The following is a 17,746-nucleotide window of genomic DNA, read 5'->3' as shown; positions in this document are numbered from 1 at the left end:
TTTTGTACACCCAATGAATTCGATATTTGCCATAGGTTTTGGGGGTTGGCTTTGCGTGTCCATAAAAACATCCGCCCAATCATGTCAAAGCCCCATGACGGGGCTTTGATGATGGCATTTAATGATGGTGGTCACGGCTGTGCTGATGCCCATGGTCATGATGATGTTCATGCCCTGCATGAGCGTCTTGGCTCATTTGATGATTGTGTTCGTGGTGGTGTTCACCGTGTGCATGACCATGATTGCCATGCCCCCCATGATGATGACCGTGCATGAGATGCATGATGGTGGGCGAGAGCATGACAGACAGCCCCGAGATGAGCATAACAGCTCCACTAAATTTACGCAGGTTAAAGGCTTTGACCTTCTGTTGTAGCCATGACAGTGCCGCCCCCGTCATGACAAGCATGGGCAACGTACCAACCCCAAAGGCGAGCATGAACAGCATGCCCATGATGGGTTCATGCCCTGCCGCCGCCACACTCATCGCCATGACCAGTGCCCCATAGACCAGACCGCAGGGAAGTAGTCCCCACAGCAGACCCGCTCCCAGAGCCTTGGGCAAGCTATCCATGGGCAGTACCTTTTGGCGGACAGGAGCAAGGCGATTCCACAGACCCAGTCCCACTTTTTCAAGGCGATTTAAAAATGGCACGCCAAGCATGAGTAGGGCGGCAAACACAATCGCCAGACCCAGCACAATGCGTGGCAGAGCGTTATCGGTCATGAGCGGAGCAAGCACGCTCTCGCCAATGAGGGTGGCAATCAATCCCAAACCCATATAGCTGAGCAGTCGCCCTGTGTGATAGCTGGCGATGAGTATGCCTCGTTTTTGAGGGCTTAGGTTTTTCATCGAAATGCCAAAAGCAGTCACAATGCCCCCACACATGCCCATGCAGTGTGGCGACCCCAAAAAGCCCATGGCAAGGGCAGGTATTAATAGAGCGATACTCATGCGTTATCCTTGTGGTGTTGGTTATTTTGGTTTGCCTGGCGAGCGTGATTTAGGGTGTCACGGCGGGCTTGACGGTCGTCTAAGATGATTTGGTCGGGGGCGTTGTCTAAGTCTTCAAACTGGTTGGATTTGACCGCATACACAATCGCCCAAATCGCCACAACGAACAGCATAAGACTTAATGGAATGAGCAGGTAGATACTGACCATGTCATCTCTTTTATAAAAGGTGTTAAAGGTAGAAAGGTGTAAATTCACTCTTGGTTAATGGCGTATTTATTGATAAATTTGGACAAAGGGAAAATGCCCCAGTACCAATCAATCAACCCAAACCAAGATAGGGGTAATATTCTAACATATTTATCCGCTTTGGCGGTTAAGTTTTTAAAAAATCCACAAAAAATTTATGGTTTTTGAGCAAGTACACTCAACCAACTTGATATTTATCAAGGGTTTGTAGGGGTTGGCTCTGCACACCCTTTGATGATATTGCTATACAAGGCGTGCTCAGCACGCCCCTACGCCCACACATCATTGTATTTGTAGTAATTTTAAAGTTTCTTGGGTGTATAACTTTTTCTAAAAATAAACTCTGCTGATTTAACGAATGAACGTCAGTCATTTCGTCATTGATAAACAGTAATGCACCAAATTTTTATAAAATCACTTGCCACAACCGTAAATTTTTGCGAAAATAAGCCAATTTAACCTTTTGTTTTATACCTGATAAAGAGTCGCCATTTGTCACTAGAATCCCTAAAAATCCAATCCCTACCAAGATTTTCCCTAAACTTTGCCGCTAACATCGTCGCTGCCTTGTGGATGTTGGTGGGGTCGGTGCGTGCCTTTAATTGGGTCAAGCCCACGTTTGGGCAGTTTGTGCTGTTTGCTCTGTTGGCGTTGGCGGTCAATATCTTATTGGCGTGGCTGACGGCAAATTTTGGTAGCGACTTTAACGAGCAGGGGCTGATTAGCTACTTGATTTGGCCGACCATCATGCTCATTGCAGGGATTTTGCTTGCCAAGCGTACGCTGAACTACTCACTGCTGTTTGTGCCTGTGATTTTGTGGCTAGTGGCAGATACGCTACTGATTTTGGTGCAAAGTGGCATGCAGTTTTTGAGCTTGCAAAACTGGCTACCAAATTGGATGTATCGCATTTTGCCTGATTTGTTTGTGGCACTGTTTGTGTGGCAGACGGCGGCACTACTGTTGATTTTCGCCAAGCGTTTGCACTGGCAGTGGTGGGAGCGAGTCATCATGATGATAGGGGCGATTGCTCTTTTGGTGGTGTGGCAAAAAAACGTGGCAGACCAACCTATTTTTAAGGTAAAAAACCAAAACCCGACCATCAGCGAGACCGCCTTTTATGCCCAGCCGATGATTTTGGCAGACCATTTGGCGGACATTGAAAAGTCTGAGACGGGCGAGACCGACTGGTACTTTATGGGTGTGGCAGGATATAGCGATTTAGATGTCTTTACCAATGAAATAGAGCAGGCAAAACAGCTGTTTGATGTGCGTTTTGGCACAAAGGGCAAATCAATTGCACTCATCAATAACCCAAACACATGGCAGTCTGACCCCATCGCCACTAAGACCAGTATTCACGAGACGCTCCAAACCATCGGCAAACAGATGAATGCCGATGAAGACGTGCTGTTTTTGACGTTAAGCTCACACGGGGCGGTGGATGAGAGCGGTCAGATTTTGGGGGATTTGGTGCTGGATAATCCGCCACTGGATTTGGACGACATTGACCCTGTGTGGCTCAAAGAGACGCTTGACGCATCGGGCATTCGTTGGCGGGTGATTGTCATCTCATCGTGCTACTCGGGTGCGTTTATTGAGAGTTTGGCGTCACCGACCACGCTCATCATTACCGCATCGGCTGCCGATAGAGCGTCTTTTGGGTGCGGTCATAACGCCGATTTGAGTTATTTTGGGCGGGCGTTTTTTGCCGAAGGCTTGCGTGGCGATAAAAACACTTTTGATAACGCCTACGCCTACACCAAAAAGCGGGTGGGCGAGCTAGAAGCACTCATGGGCTTTACGCCATCAGAGCCACAGATGTATGTCGGTAGTCTCATGAAAACGGCACTGCCCGAGCTTGAGCAAACGCTTTTTGACAACAGCCAAGAGCCGACCATGCCAGCAGATGGCAAGCCCTAACATATGCGACATATTAAGGAAAAACCATGAAAACCCCCCGACTTGGTGTTAATATTGACCACATCGCCACACTTCGTAACGCTCGTGGCGTGGATTATCCGTGTCCTGTCAAAGGGGCGGTGGTGTGTGAGCAAGCAGGGGCGGACGGCATTACCCTGCATTTGCGTGAAGACCGCCGTCATATCAAGGACGCTGACGTCTATGCCATGAAAAAAGCGATTGGCATTCCAATGAACCTAGAAATGGCGGTAACCGATGAGATGCTTGCCATTGCCTGCGATGTCCGCCCCCAGTGGGTGTGCCTTGTCCCCGAAAAACGCCAAGAGGTGACGACCGAAGGTGGGCTTGATGTCATCAATAATGATAAATTACCTAACTTTATCAAAGACCTGCAAAATGTCGGCATCAAAGTATCGCTCTTTATAGACCCCGATACCGCCCAGATTGACAGAGCGATAGAGCTTGGGGCGGATGCCATTGAGATTCATACAGGGGCGTATGCCGAGTGTTACCTTGAAAATAACCAAGACAGAATCGCCCATGAGCTAGACCGTGTTAAAATGGCGGTGGCATTTGCTTTATCCAAGCACCCGAGCTTTTTGGTCAATGCAGGGCATGGCTTGACGGTGGATAATGTTGCCCCCATTGCTCAAATTGACGGCATTCATGAATTAAACATTGGGCATAGTATTATTGCCGATGGTGTATTTGTGGGACTAGATAACGCCGTTAAAAAAATGAGACAAGCATTCTCTGATTAATTGTTATTGCCATTTATCGCTAAAAACCCCATTTTATTGTAAAAGTTGGCAACTTTTATGTAATAAACTGTATTTTTTATCAAAAAAAGGTTGTCAAATCCTTATTTTGCCGTTAAGCTATCCCCATCTGTCAGAAAGCTGAATTATTTTTGTAATTTGTGTTGAAAAATATTTCCGCTTAATGTTAGAATAGACAGTGATAGTCTAAGTGTGTTTGACTTTATCAAAACCATCCTTTGGAGGAATTTATGAAACTTAATAAAATTGCTTTGGCATTGGTTGCCACTGCTGCTACCGCCGCATCTGCTGGCGTAACCGTAACCCCACTAGTTGGTTATCAATACCAAGATGAAGCTCACAAAAAGCAACGTGAGATTTTCAAAACTGGTCAGCAACTTAATAACGCTAACACCAACGCACCAACCAACCCAACTAATGGTGGTGTTGCTCTTGAAAGCGACCTATATACTGGTATCGCTCTAGGTGTGGAACTTACCCCATCTACTCAATTCCAAGTAGAATACGGCGTAACTGATACTGATGCAAGAGCTTCAAAAGCTTCTGCAAATGCTAGCCCTAACAACGTATTTGATGCTAAAGAAGAAATCATCTCTGGTAACTTCCTAATCGGTACTGAGCAATTCTCAGGCTACACTAACAATAAATTCAAGCCTTATGTGCTTATTGGTGCTGGTCAAGCTAAGTACAAAGTTGAAAGCCGTCAAGATGGTTCGGAAGTATCTGAATCAAAAGATACTATTGGTAACCTAGGTCTAGGTGCTCGTTACCTAATCAATGACGCTCTAGCTCTACGTGGCGAAGCTCGTGCCGTTCACAACTTTGACAACGCATGGTGGGAAGGTCAAGCCCTAGCAGGTCTTGAAGTGACTCTAGGCGGTCGTTTGGCACCTACCGTACCTGTGGCACCTATTCATGAGCCAGTGGTTCAACCTGTACAAGTTCTTGAAGAGCAGTTCATCGACAGCGATGGTGATGGTGTTGCTGACCATCTAGACTTATGCCCAGATACCCCACGTAACTTGCGTGTTGATGCTAATGGTTGCCCTGTAATAGACGTGGTGGGTGAAGACCTACGCATGGAACTTCGTGTATTCTTTGACCGTGACAAGTCAAACATCAAACCACAGTTCCGTGAAGAAGTTGCTAAAGTTGCTGACAAGATGCGTGAATTCCCGAACGCAACTGCTGCCATCGAAGGTCACGCTTCCAAAGACAGCAAGCGTTCAAGTGCTAAGTACAACCAACGCCTATCTGAAGCTCGTGCGAATGCTGTGAAGTCTATGCTATCTAACGAGTTCGGTATCGCTCCTAACCGTATCTCTGCGGTAGGTTATGGCTTTGACCGTCCTGTAGCACCTAACGATACTGCTGAAAACAAAGCACTTAACCGCCGTGTTTATGCAGTTATCCAAGGTAACAAGGTAACTGAAGTGCCACAAACCAAATAATCTTCTGATTATTCAAAAACCATCCAAAGTGATTTGGGTGGTTTTTTATTTTCTAAAACTTGGCATTTTATATTATTATTAGTCAAATCCATGCTATAATAGACAGCTTTTGTGTAAGTTCTTAATTTACACCCCTATTTTTATTTAAAATTTTGAGATTTTATGTCAAACAATATCCAACATCTACGCAATATTGCCATTATTGCCCACGTTGACCACGGCAAAACAACCTTGGTTGATAAACTTTTACAACAATCAGGTGCCTTGGGCGAGCGAGCGGGTGAGATTGAACGAGTCATGGACTCAAACGCCCTAGAAAGTGAGCGTGGTATCACCATTCTTGCCAAAAACACCGCCATCAAATGGACGGACAAACGCACCGATACCGAATACCGCATTAACATCGTGGACACCCCTGGACACGCCGACTTTGGTGGTGAGGTGGAGCGTGTGTTATCTATGGTGGACTGTGTGCTACTGCTTGTAGATAGCCAAGAAGGTCCCATGCCGCAGACTCGTTTTGTTACCCAAAAGGCGTTTGCCCGTGGTTTAAAGCCGATTGTGATTATCAACAAAATTGACAAACCTGCTGCCCGTGCCGATTGGGTAATCGACCAAGTGTTTGATTTGTTTGATAATCTGGGCGGTACAGACGAACAGCTTGATTTTCCCATCGTTTATGCGTCAGGCATTAACGGCATTGCAGGGCTGTCGCCTGATGAGCTTGCTCCCGACATGACACCATTGTTTGAAACGATTGTGGACATCGTTGAACCACCAAAAGTGGACGTGGACGGTGCATTCCAAATGCAAATTTCAAGCCTTGACTATAACAGCTTTGTGGGTGTGATTGGCGTGGGTCGTATTCAGCGTGGTTCTATCAAGACCAACACGCCTGTGGTGGTCGTGGATAAAGACGGTAACAAACGTAACGGTCGTATCCTAAAAATCATGGGTTATCATGGACTTGAGCGTGTGGACGTGGAGTCTGCCCAAGCTGGTGACATCGTCTGCGTGACAGGTATTGACAATCTTAACATCTCAGACACCATTTGCGACCCCAAAGAAGTCGAAGCCTTACCAGCATTGTCGGTGGATGAACCGACTGTATCGATGACGTTCCAAGTCAATGATTCGCCATTTGCAGGGCGTGAGGGTAAATTTGTCACGTCCCGTAACATTCGTGAACGCCTAGACCGTGAGCTTATTCACAACGTGGCACTTCGTGTTGAAGACACCGACAGCCCAGACCGCTTTAAGGTGTCGGGTCGTGGTGAGCTACATTTATCTGTCTTGATTGAAAACATGAGACGTGAGGGCTTTGAGCTTGGCGTGTCTCGTCCGGAGGTTATCATCAAAGAGATTGATGGTGTGATGTGTGAGCCGTACGAGAACGTAACTTTTGATGTCGAAGAGCAGCATCAAGGGGCGGTCATGGAGCAGATGGGCAACCGCAAAGGCGAACTGACCAACATGGAGGTGGATGGCAAAGGTCGTATCCGTATCGAGGCGACCGTGCCATCTCGTGGGCTTATCGGTTTTCGCTCGGAGTTCTTGACCATGACATCTGGCACGGGTATCATGACATCAAGTTTTAGCCATTATGGTGAGATGAAAGAGGGTGCGGTTGCCAAACGTCAAAATGGCGTACTGATTTCTATGGTAACAGGTACTTGCCTAGGTTATGCTTTGTTTAGCTTGCAGGAGCGTGGGCGACTGTTTGCCAAACCACAGCTTGAAGTCTATGAAGGCATGATTGTGGGTATCAACTCTCGTGGCGATGACATGGTGGTAAACCCAACCAAAGCCAAACAGCTGACCAATATCCGTGCGTCAGGCTCGGACGATGCCATTATTTTGACCCCTGCGTTGGAGTACAGCTTGGAGCAGGCACTTGAATTTATTGAAGATGATGAGCTGGTGGAAGTTACGCCAAAATCTATCCGTATCCGTAAAAAATATTTGACGGAAAACGAACGCAAAAGACACAGCCGTTCCAAATAATCCAAAAAATCCAATCCTACGGGGTTGGATTTTTATTGGGCGAAAGTATGGTGGCTTGATATGGGGGTGGGGTTGGATTTATAATGGGTCTTATCAATTCAACCTACTGAGCTAAAAATTCACGAAACATACTTTATAAGTTGGGGTGGAAATGGGATTGTGTTTATTTTTATTAAATTAAGGAATCTTAATGACAAACATCAAACTATGGATAACAAATCATTCGGTACATTTATTTACTCTGTGTGCGATTCTAATCTGGCTACCACCAGTTATCACATCGCTTGGAAGTGCTTATTTTGAGTCTTATCAGTATGTTAAGGAATCCACCGAAGTCTATATAGAATCATATGAGTATTTATCCAGCAAATATCGGTACAATGTTTATCATATAAGGATGGAATCATACCTAATTAAGAGCGATGATACTTATTATGAGATTATTTATTATTCTAGGGGTTCAAAAGATAAAATGACTAGCGACCGCTCGCCATTATCAAACTGGAAATATTCATACAACAAACCCTTGTATTTATCAATACACCCAAGTGAATTAAATTCAGGTAAAGGCAAAACTATGGATAACGCCATTCGTGTATATAATTATGGTACCGAATCGCAAAACTACTTTTGGAGTGATAGACATCAGCGGCATAACGCAAAAGAGCATTTTGCACATTATGATTATTTTTTGAAAACTGGTAGGTTTGAGGATTGGGTGGTTAATACATATAGTACACTCTTGTTGATATTGACGTTATTTTTTTTATTTTTACCAGAAATAAACAAAGGTAAATCCAAATAATCATAAGGCATAAACCTTGATTGAGTAACATTCACTCAACCTAAAAAATTGCCACAAAATTTACCATTGACCCGTAGGGGTTGGATTATAATGGATTTTGTTTTAATCCAATTTGACCAACCAATAAATAAGATGAATAATATCTACAAAATCTTGCTTATAATTGGCTCTGTGCTTATTGTTATCGCCATATCAATGATGGCAATGCGACCTTCTGTGGGTATTAGTGATTATATCCAAAATTCTCAAACGGTTGAAATTAACAATGCTAATTATCACAGTTATTTAAATAAATCGATTGGCGGTAACAGAAAAAAAGAAGTATTTATTGTAGAAAATTCAGATAATTATTATGCCCTGTCTTTTTATACGCAAATGACCAAAGGTGGTGGAAAACACGCAGGAGGATTTCTGACAAAAGATGGGGTAATTTATGTTGTTATTAACCCAATTGAGCTAAAACGACATAAAGGCACATTGAATGACCCTTACCCTGTACTAAATTATGGGCATTCAAAAGAAACCTATGTATGGGACGAAAAACAATATCAAACCAATGTCCAAATGTATCTTGGTTTTGATTTTAATTTATCTGATGAGACATATTATTTTGGGTGGATACTTATCATCGGTATTTTTCTTATCGGCACTGTAATTATTGTGCATATTTTGCTTATCAAAGAAGAACAATAGATTAAATAGGTATGAAATGCTAACAAATACCAGAAGCCACATCATTAAAACTGTGAGAGATACAGGGGGCTACTTTATGCTTTTTGGATTTTTTTGCATATTGGTTGTCCCATTTGTCGTTGGTATTTTTGCTGACACTGATAGCTATACAAAGAACTCTAAAACAGTTATTTTAAAACCCTATGAATATATTGATAAAAAATATGTAATGTATGATGGCTCAGCTGGCAAAGATATGTTTATTATAAAAAGCCATAATGTGTATTATGGTATAAGCTATTACAGAAAAAATAAGGTTGACTATGATGCTTCTTTTAGCTTTCCAAAAAATAAAGATGGTATTTTTATCGTAGTTAATACATCAGAAATCACCAGTCATCAAGGTAATTATAAAGACCCTATTCCTGTAATGAATTTTTCTCTTGATGGGCAAGAATACAAATGGGATAAAGAAAGTCATCAATATAGTGTAGAGCGTTATTATGTTAGAGAAAAAATACTAAAACCAATATTTTTTCATATTGCACACTTTATGATGTTTGCAGGTTTGATTATGTTTATTTCTACTGAATTTTGTGATTTTTATAACAAAAAATTAAAACATAAAAAATGAAAGTTAATAAGACAACTACCCAATTAATATTTTTTAAAATATGATAAAAATCTCAAATCAAAAATATATCAAAAATTTTGTTTTAATTTTTTCTGGTCTATGTTTATTCATAGCCATACCATTGCCTTTACTTGTTGCAAAATTTGTCAATACAGAAAGTTATATCAATAAATCAATACTCATAAAATTAAATAATTTTGAGCATATTGACACCAAAAAATACAATACTGGATTTGGTAGAGATAAGTACATATATCATTTGCAGTCTGATGGTGTTTATTATAATCTATCTTACTATATTGAGAAAAAATGACCGTAATAATCTATATTTTTATGATGAAAATATTTATATTTTAGTTAATCATTTAGAGTATGATAGACACAAAGGTACAATAAATGATCCGATACCTGTATTTAATTATGCTGTTTTACCAGAACAATATGTTTGGAGCAAAGAAAAACATAAGTATAATGTACAACAATACTTAACAATGGAAAGAATTTTATATGCTGATTTATATGATGAATTAATAATGTTTTTGATATATATAAATATTTTTCCTTTGGTGTATTTTTATTTTAGGGATAAATATGTTAAAAAATAGTTCGCAGGTTGAGTTGAACGATAGTGAAGCCCGACAAAGTCAAGGCTTAAACCGTTGGGTTTTGCACAAAAGCCCAATCCACCAAACTCTTGCTCTGCAAGCCTTTAAACCTATTATGAGCTGGTGGAAGTTACGCCAAAGTCCATTCGTATTCGTAAAAAATATTTGACGGAGAATGAGCGTAAGTGGCTTGGGCGTAAAAAGGACTAATAATAACACACAAACCCCCAACTGATGTGGTTGGGGGTTTTGTTGTTTTGCTTGACATCTATTCAAAATATTCTTATAATTGTAAAATATTATATTTACTATTTTTAAATAATTCTCATTTTTAATATATTGCCCCCTTGTTCGCCCCCAAGCTAAGTCGAAGGGTGGCGAAAAACCGTTATGGTTTAAATTAGCTCACCACGAACGGTGTTCCTTATTTTTGGGTTTTGTAGGAAGTCTAACGATACAAATTGGCAATTGTCCTTAGGAGTAAATTGCAATTTTCTCCTATAAGTCTTTACTAAACTTATGGTTTGTTAGGTATATAACCACTAATCTAAAAATAAAATAAGAGATTATCATCATCTTTTTATTTTGTTAAATATTCTGCAAAACTAAAAATTTCGCTTATGTGATTCTTATTTTACCCAGAAAAGCACAAAATTAGCAAACTTAATAAAAATGTATTTTACAGAAATTTTATTAAAGATTTAAGATAAGTATTTGAGAGTCAGAGAGATGTATCAAGAAAATACTTCAATGCTCACAAACATTCCTGAAACGATGCTGGTAACTTTATGGGCAAAAGCGATTGAAAGCCAAAATCATACGCCCATTTTAATAGATAAAAAATCCACGGAAATTATCCAAAAAATCAATTATGATTTTACAAGATTTAAACGAGCAAAGTTTTCACAGGTAGGTATTTGTACACGAGCGAAACTCATTGATGATGAAACGGTTGCCTTTATTAATAAACATCAGCAATCAATCATTGTTCAAATCGGTGCAGGTTTGGACACCCGTTTTCACAGACTGAATTGTCCAAAAAATGTTACTTGGTATGATATTGATGTACCAGAAGTGATTGCTCTTAGAGAAAAGCTTATCACACGCCAAGACAACAATTACTATCTTGCCTATTCAATGTTTGATGAAAAATGGATGGCATACATTCAAGATAAATGCTTGCCGACATTGATAATTGTTGAAGGTGTTTTGATGTATTTTGAAGAAAAAGATGTTCGTCAGTTTTTTGATATGATTTGCCAAAATTTTGATAAAGCAGAGATGGTTTTTGATATGCTGTTTTATAAAGGTGTAGGCAATGCTAAAAAATCTGATGCAGTATCAAAAACCAAAGGGCAAGCCGAATATTTGTGGTCTATGCTAAATAGCCAAGAGATTGAAAAATGGAACAACAAACTTTCTTTTAATAAAGAATATTATATGAGTGATTATTATGGAAATCGTTGTCCTTTTCCTTTTAATCTTTTATATAAATTGCCCTATTTTTACAAAAACTTTAACCAAAGAGTTGTATGCTTAGGCATTAAGCCTAGCACAAAATAAAAAGTTGTACTTAATTTTGAGTACAAAATTCAATAATGTGATTTGCTGACGGTCGTAAATTTCGTACCGTTGGTAGTATTATGTTATTGATAACAGGCGATAAATATTGGCTTTGTTAGCTTTCCCAAATATTTTTATTGAAAAATCCAAACAAAAAACCCAAGTAAATTACTAAGAATTGTGCTAGAATACGCACTGTTTTGTCACTGCCTTACTTTTTACAGTGAATGGGCAAAATGGCAAGTAGTGGTCGCCAATTTGCGATTATTTTTTTCATTTAAAAAGAGTATTTATTATGAGCATTGTTCAAGAGTTTAAAGAATTTGCTGTCAAGGGCAACGTGATGGATTTGGCGGTCGGTGTCATCATCGGCGGTGCGTTTGGTAAGATTACCACGTCGTTGGTTGAAGATGTGATTATGCCTGTAATTTCTGCGATTATGGGTGGTCAGCTTGATTTTAGTAATATGTTTGTTGTGCTTGGTAAAGTGCCAGAGGGTACAGCGATGACTTATGCTGCTCTAAAAGAAGCGGGCGTGCCTGTGCTGGCGTATGGTAACTTCATTACCATTTTGATTAACTTTATCATTTTGGCGTTCATTGTATTTATGCTTGTTAAAGGCATGAACAAAATGCGTAGACAAGCCGAAGCAGAGCCAGAAGCTCCTGCCGAACCATCAGAAGAAGTATTGCTACTGCGTGAGATTAGCCAAAAGCTAAGCAAATAATTAGCATGTACCACACTCAAAACCCATCATCTGATAGATGATGGGTTTGTTGTTTTAATGGGTTTAGACCGCCTTTTCAAACCGCACAATACTCTCAACATGCCCCGTATGACAAAACATATCCATGACCCCTGCATGAGTCGCCCGATAGCCCTGCTCGGTAAGGCGAACGCTGTCTCGGGCAAGTGTGGCAGGGTCGCATGAGACATAGACGATACGGCGGGCGTTAAATCGCCCCAGATAATCCATAACCTCCCACGCCCCTGTGCGTGGCGGGTCGATGAGTAGGGCATCCACCTGTCCTACCCACGGCTCGCCTGAAAAATCTTGGGTTAAATCTTGGGCGAAAAATTCGGTGTTGGTAAGTCTGTTGTCTTTGGCATTCATCTTGGCACGCATGACCATATCACGACTACCCTCCACGCCAATGACTTTGCCCGTATCCCCCACGCATTTGGCAAGAGCCAGCGAAAAGTTACCCAGCCCACAAAACAAATCCAGCACCCGCTCGCCTTGTTTTAAATCCAGAAGCTGACAGGCAAGATTTACCATTTGCCGATTGACGGATAAATTAACCTGCGTAAAGTCGGTGGGACTACTTTGTAAGGTCAAATTAAATTCAGGCAAATGATAAAACAGTCCGCCTGTCGGGGGTGTGGTGTGGCTCATGGGTAGTATCGCCTTGTCGGTGCTGCCAATGCGATAAATGCTATCTGCCCCTTTGGGCTGTAAATAGATTTGCCAATTTACCAATTTGCCAAAATGGATAAGTTTGGCGGTGTCGGCTTTGTTGATTGGCTTGGTGTAGCGAATGATAAGAGCCACGCTTGGCAAGTCGCCCATTTCTTTATCCGCACTCTCGCCCACGGCAATTTCTAGGTGGGTAATGCTGTCCTTGATTTTTAGCGTTTTTAAAAGGTGTTTTAAGCCATCTAACTTATCGCCCACACGCTGATCCAAAATCGGACAAGTGTCAATGTCTGTCAAAAAATTGCTCGCTCGCTCACGAAAGCCCACAATGAGCCTGCCTGTCTTGGGTAGATAACGTACGCCCAGACGAGCTTTGGTGCGATAATGCGTTCTGTCGCCCACGATTGGCGGCAGCCACGTGGCAGGGGTAATGCCTGATTTGGTAAGGTGGTTTTGTAGGACAGACTGTTTGTGCCGAATCTGCTCGTCCACGTCAAAATGCTGTAAGGTGCAACCGCCACACACCCCAAAATGCGGACAAATGGGAGCGGTGCGGTGAGGGCTTGGGGTTAGAACGCCCGAGCAGTCGGCTTCATCATAGCTTTTTTTGGATTTGGTAAGATGTGCCGTTACCGTCTCGGTGGGCAGGGCGTGGCTTATGAAGACTTTTTTGCCCGATTTGTCGCCATGCGTGTTGTCATAGGTTGCAACACCACGTCCGTCATGGGTTAGGGCGGTGATGTGCAGGGTGATGAGCGTTTGGGTTTGCTCGGATTTGGATAGCTGGTGGGTCATGATTGCCTATTTATTGGGTATCATCAAAAGGGCATTATATCATTATTGTGGGTGGGCATTGGTATTTTTGGTGTTTGGCATTATAATAATCAAATTCTTTTGATGTTTTGAAAAATAAATATCATCAAAGTCAAATATGCTCACGCCAAACCATTTATCAGGAAAATTATGTGCCAGTTATGTAACATTAACCCCTTTGTCATTCATGACGCCCTAGTCGATGAGCATGACAATACCAAGCCGTCTGCTGATGAAAAAAGCGATAATGAAAATCCCGACAGCGAGCAGGCTTACCCTGTATCAGGCGGTGCGTTGTGATTTTTGCCAGTCATGAGCCGTTTTTGCAGTCCAAGGCTCAGATGCTCATCATGCCTGTTAGCACAGACGGTAACATTGCCCACCCTGTCATCGCACGGTGCAAAGGCTTGTATGCCGACAACTACGAGCATTACCAAAAAAAGGCAATCGGGGGCGAGCTGTCGCTGGGCGATGCGATGGTGTTCCGTATCTCTAAGCAGACCACGGGGCTTGGCGTGCAGACGGGTGGGGCGGAGTATGTCGGTAGTCTTGTCGTCCAAAAATTCCCCGAACAGCCCATCAGCGTGCGAATGCTCAAACACTCCCTCACCGCCCTAAAACCACACGTTTATGAACTCATGCGATATAAAGGGCTAAGGCGTGTGGCGATACTGGGGTCGGCTCTACTGGTTAAGGATACCACCCAAGAGAGCAGTACGGTAGAATGGCTCACTGCCGAACATATCATGAACGTGTGCCAAGACGTGTTGGGAGATGTGCCAAAACTTACCGTCGAAGTGCATTTTGGGCGAGATATACCCCTATCTTTTGCAAAAAATACTTGAAAATGGCGATGGCTTCGGCTATAATGTACACCACTTGCGAACGTGGTGGAATTGGTAGACACGCTATCTTGAGGGGGTAGTGCTTCACGGCGTGAGGGTTCAAGTCCCTCCGTTCGCACCAAATATTCCTTTAAAAATCAAAGGCTTAGTCTGTATAATAAGGCTAAGCCTTTTTTGTAGTTAAAATTGGGTTGTAAGGCTTTATTTGCAAGGGGTAAGGGGTTGAGTGTACTCATGCAAATGTGGCATAACAAAGGTGAATTTGCAAGCAGTGACCACAGAAAGCAAGAAAACAAGATTCTTAATTTCTATAATACGACTAAACTCCATTTATCTTTAAGTCAGAAAGATGAGATTATAGGAAAAACTTTGACTTTTACGCCTTATGAGTGGTTAGAAATTTATTTTAGACAAAGCGTAAATAAGTCTTGAGTTTCTTACAGCCTTAATGAGTTGTCATTATTATTTATTATTTACCAAAAAATCCGCCCATTAGAGCGGATTTTCACCAAGGTTGGCGATTAACCACCAAAGTCATCAAGCAAGATATTTTCATCTTCTACGCCCAAGTCTTTGAGCATTTTGATGACGGCGGCGTTCATGACAGGAGGTCCACACATATAGAATTCACAGTCTTCTGGGGCAGGGTGGTCTTTTAGGTAGTTTTCATACAGAACGTTGTGAATAAAGCCTGTATAGCCTTCCCAGTTATCCTCAGGTTGTGGGTCAGAGAGTGCCACATGCCACTCAAAATTCGGAAACTCTGCTGCCAGACCATCATAATCTTCAACATAGAACATCTCACGCTTAGAGCGAGCACCATACCAGAAGCTGATTTTGCGGTCGGATTTTAGGCGTTTTAGCTGGTCAAAAATGTGTGAACGCATGGGAGCCATACCTGCACCGCCCCCGATGAATACCATTTCGGCTTTGGTGTCTTTGGCAAAGAACTCACCATAAGGACCAGATACGGTAATCTTATCACCCGGTTTTAGGCTAAATACATACGATGACATTTTGCCGGGTGGGATATTGTCAGGACCTCGTGGCGGTGGGCTTGCGATACGAATGTTAAACTTGATGATGCCCTTTTCTTCGGGATAGTTTGCCATAGAGTAGGCACGAATCACAGGCTCATCAACCTTGGACGTATAACGCCATAGGTTAAAGTTGTCCCAGTCTTCGTGGTATTCTTTGGCAATGTCAAAGTCTTTGTAATGCACTTCATGCGGTGGGGCTTCTAGCTGTACATAGCCACCTGCACGGAAAGGTACGACTTCGCCCTCTGGGATTTTGAGAGTAAGCTCTTTAATGAAGGTTGCCACGTTGTCATTAGAGATAACCTCACATTCCCATTTTTTGACATCAAAAAATTCAGGGTCAATCTCAATTTTCATGTCTTGCTTGACAGCAACTTGACATGCCAAACGCATACCCTCACGAATCTCGCCTTGGGTAAAATGACCTTCTTCGGTGGGTAGGATAGAACCGCCACCGTCCAACACCTTACAACGACATTGACCGCAAGTACCACCGCCACCACAGGCTGACGACAAGAAAATGCCTTCGCCTGCAAGAGTTTGCAAGAGTTTGCCCCCTGCGGCGGTCGTTACGTTGTTGTCGGGGTTGTCGTTGATATTGATTGTTACCTTGCCTGAGCTGACAAGGCGTGAGCGTGCCACCAAGATGACCACCACCAAACTCATGATGATGGCGGTAAACATGATGACACCACTGATTGCTGTACCAAACATGGTTTCTCCTTATAAGCTCATACCGCCGAATGACATAAAGCCAAGCGACATCAGTCCGACAGTGATAAAGGTAATGCCAAGACCACGAAGGGGGGCGGGTACGTCTGAGTATTTGAGCTTCTCACGAAGTCCTGCCAATGCCGTAATCGCCAATGCCCAACCAAAGCCAGAACCCACGCCATAGACGATAGATTCGCCAAAGTTGTAATCGCGCTCTACCATAAATAGCACGCCACCCATGATCGCACAGTTTACCGTGATGAGTGGCAAGAATACGCCTAGGGCGTTGTAGAGTGCTGGCATGAATTTGTCCAAAAACATCTCTAAGATTTGGACGGTTGCCGCAATCAGAGCGATATAGCTTAATAGTCCCAAGAAAGACAAATCGGTATTTGGCATACCTGCCCACGCCAATGCCCCGTCTTTTAGTAGGAATTGGTAAAGCAGGTTGTTTAGCGGAACAGTAACCGCCATAACCACAACGACCGCAACGCCCAGACCAATGGCGGTGGAGACTTTTTTGGAGACAGCGATGAACGTGCACATACCCAAGAAAAAGGCAAGAGCCATGTTTTCAATGAATACGGACGTGATGAATAAACTGATATAGTGTCCCATTAGTGTGCCCCTCCCTTAGAATTTGGTGCAATGACAAACTCCGCAGGTTCTTGTTGCTCAGGTTTCCAGTAACGCACAATGGCGATGAACAGAGCAATGACAAAGAACGATGACGGTGGCAACAACAGCAAGCCATTTGGGATATACCAACCACCGTCTGTGGCTTTTTCTAAAAGCTGAATACCAAACCAGCTACCGTTACCGATGATTTCACGGATACTTGCCACAAAAATCAGTACGGTTGAGTAGCCCAAGCCGTTACCAATACCGTCAATAAAACTTGGGATTGGTGGGTTGCTCATGGCGTAGGCTTCGGCACGACCCATAACGATACAGTTGGTGATGATAAGACCGATGAACGCGCCTAGCGATTTGGCGGTGTCATAGGCGACCGCTTTTAGGATTTGCTCAACCACGATAACCAATGACGCAATCACGACCATTTGTACGATGATACGAATCGATGACGGGATATTGTTACGAATGATTGAGATAAAAAAGCTAGAAAATGCCGTAACGAGCGTGAGTGCAATACACATGACAAGGGCGTTTTGCACGCTCGTGGTAACCGCCAATGCCGAACAAATACCAAGGATTTGCAGGGCAATGGGGTTGTTATTAAAAATCGGCGTGGTTAAAATCTTTTTGGTATCCGCCATG

18 protein-coding genes, 1 tRNA gene and 1 pseudogene are annotated in these 17,746 nt (G+C 42.7%); 14 read left to right on the top strand and 6 right to left on the bottom strand.

Annotated features, from left to right (window positions below; all coding sequences use genetic code 11):
* Positions 1-118 precede the first annotated feature (118 nt).
* Positions 119-955, bottom strand: coding sequence for a sulfite exporter TauE/SafE family protein (locus tag DX073_RS06010; RefSeq protein WP_115006628.1), 837 nt, complete (start codon positions 953-955; stop codon positions 119-121).
* A complete protein-coding gene (gene ccoS, locus DX073_RS06005; protein ID WP_036387736.1) occupies positions 952-1,164 on the bottom strand; it encodes a cbb3-type cytochrome oxidase assembly protein CcoS in 213 nt (70 codons plus the stop codon). The genes DX073_RS06010 and ccoS overlap by 4 nt, the downstream gene beginning before the upstream one ends.
* Before the next feature lie 531 nt (positions 1,165-1,695).
* On the opposite strand from ccoS, the gene DX073_RS06000 reads away from it, so the two are divergent.
* The 11 genes and pseudogenes from DX073_RS06000 (at position 1,696) to mscL (ending at position 12,366) form a co-directional block, all read left to right on the top strand.
* Positions 1,696-3,126, top strand: a complete 1,431-nt coding sequence (locus tag DX073_RS06000) for a C13 family peptidase (RefSeq protein WP_115006626.1) — start codon at positions 1,696-1,698, stop codon at positions 3,124-3,126.
* A 26-nt stretch (positions 3,127-3,152) separates the two neighbouring features.
* Entirely contained in the window at positions 3,153-3,887 is a 735-nt protein-coding gene (locus DX073_RS05995; RefSeq protein WP_115006624.1) for a pyridoxine 5'-phosphate synthase, read from the top strand.
* 248 nt (positions 3,888-4,135) lie between these two features.
* Positions 4,136-5,356, top strand: a complete 1,221-nt coding sequence (locus DX073_RS05990; protein ID WP_115006623.1) for an OmpA family protein — start codon at positions 4,136-4,138, stop codon at positions 5,354-5,356.
* Between the two features lie 162 nt (positions 5,357-5,518).
* Positions 5,519-7,360 carry a translational GTPase TypA gene (typA, locus tag DX073_RS05985; RefSeq protein WP_115006621.1) on the top strand — a complete coding sequence of 614 codons (1,842 nt, stop codon included), beginning with the start codon at positions 5,519-5,521 and terminating at the stop codon, positions 7,358-7,360.
* A 190-nt stretch (positions 7,361-7,550) separates the two neighbouring features.
* Positions 7,551-8,165, top strand: a complete 615-nt coding sequence (locus DX073_RS14075) for a hypothetical protein (RefSeq protein WP_147279687.1) — start codon at positions 7,551-7,553, stop codon at positions 8,163-8,165.
* A 90-nt stretch (positions 8,166-8,255) separates the two neighbouring features.
* Complete coding sequence (locus DX073_RS05975; RefSeq protein WP_115006617.1) at positions 8,256-8,858, top strand: hypothetical protein; 603 nt, start codon at positions 8,256-8,258, stop codon at positions 8,856-8,858.
* A 16-nt stretch (positions 8,859-8,874) separates the two neighbouring features.
* Complete coding sequence (locus tag DX073_RS05970) at positions 8,875-9,471, top strand: hypothetical protein (protein ID WP_115006615.1); 597 nt, start codon at positions 8,875-8,877, stop codon at positions 9,469-9,471.
* A gap of 269 nt (positions 9,472-9,740) precedes the next feature.
* Positions 9,741-10,076 (top strand): DUF8188 family protein, encoded by a 336-nt coding sequence (locus DX073_RS15145; protein ID WP_115006613.1) that lies wholly within the window; start codon positions 9,741-9,743, stop codon positions 10,074-10,076.
* A gap of 117 nt (positions 10,077-10,193) precedes the next feature.
* Positions 10,194-10,286: pseudogene (locus tag DX073_RS15035) on the top strand (hypothetical protein); the annotation flags it as partial.
* 519 nt (positions 10,287-10,805) lie between these two features.
* Entirely contained in the window at positions 10,806-11,639 is an 834-nt protein-coding gene (locus tag DX073_RS05955) for a class I SAM-dependent methyltransferase (RefSeq protein ID WP_220186719.1), read from the top strand.
* Between the two features lie 295 nt (positions 11,640-11,934).
* Positions 11,935-12,366, top strand: a complete 432-nt coding sequence (gene mscL / locus DX073_RS05950; protein WP_115006608.1) for a large conductance mechanosensitive channel protein MscL — start codon at positions 11,935-11,937, stop codon at positions 12,364-12,366.
* 63 nt (positions 12,367-12,429) lie between these two features.
* On the opposite strand, the gene rlmD is transcribed toward mscL, so the two are convergent.
* Positions 12,430-13,851: a 23S rRNA (uracil(1939)-C(5))-methyltransferase RlmD gene (gene rlmD, locus DX073_RS05945; RefSeq protein WP_115006606.1), complete on the bottom strand. Its 1,422-nt coding sequence runs from the start codon at positions 13,849-13,851 to the stop codon at positions 12,430-12,432.
* A 168-nt stretch (positions 13,852-14,019) separates the two neighbouring features.
* Here rlmD and DX073_RS14275 point away from each other — a divergent pair, with 168 nt between their 5' ends.
* From DX073_RS14275 to DX073_RS05935, 3 genes are all read left to right on the top strand, one after another.
* A complete protein-coding gene (locus DX073_RS14275) occupies positions 14,020-14,169 on the top strand; it encodes a hypothetical protein (protein WP_158079577.1) in 150 nt (49 codons plus the stop codon).
* Positions 14,166-14,714, top strand: a complete 549-nt coding sequence (locus DX073_RS05940; RefSeq protein WP_115006604.1) for a hypothetical protein — start codon at positions 14,166-14,168, stop codon at positions 14,712-14,714. The genes DX073_RS14275 and DX073_RS05940 overlap by 4 nt, the downstream gene beginning before the upstream one ends.
* 36 nt (positions 14,715-14,750) lie before the next feature.
* A tRNA-Leu gene (locus DX073_RS05935) sits at positions 14,751-14,835 on the top strand.
* Between the two features lie 400 nt (positions 14,836-15,235).
* Here the strand turns inward: DX073_RS05935 and nqrF are convergent.
* From nqrF to DX073_RS05915, 3 genes are read right to left on the bottom strand one after another with little or no spacing between them, the layout of a single operon-like run.
* Positions 15,236-16,468: an NADH:ubiquinone reductase (Na(+)-transporting) subunit F gene (gene nqrF / locus DX073_RS05925; RefSeq protein WP_115006601.1), complete on the bottom strand. Its 1,233-nt coding sequence runs from the start codon at positions 16,466-16,468 to the stop codon at positions 15,236-15,238.
* A gap of 9 nt (positions 16,469-16,477) precedes the next feature.
* Complete coding sequence (gene nqrE / locus DX073_RS05920; RefSeq protein WP_029103013.1) at positions 16,478-17,086, bottom strand: NADH:ubiquinone reductase (Na(+)-transporting) subunit E; 609 nt, start codon at positions 17,084-17,086, stop codon at positions 16,478-16,480.
* Positions 17,086-17,745: an NADH:ubiquinone reductase (Na(+)-transporting) subunit D gene (locus DX073_RS05915; protein WP_029103012.1), complete on the bottom strand. Its 660-nt coding sequence runs from the start codon at positions 17,743-17,745 to the stop codon at positions 17,086-17,088. The genes nqrE and DX073_RS05915 overlap by 1 nt, the downstream gene beginning before the upstream one ends.
* Position 17,746 lies beyond the last annotated feature (1 nt).

This window comes from Moraxella lacunata (assembly GCF_900453205.1).
GTDB lineage: Bacteria > Pseudomonadota > Gammaproteobacteria > Pseudomonadales > Moraxellaceae > Moraxella > Moraxella lacunata_B.
Note: the sequence above shows the minus strand (reverse complement) of the source record. Positions and strands in the feature narration are given on the sequence as shown.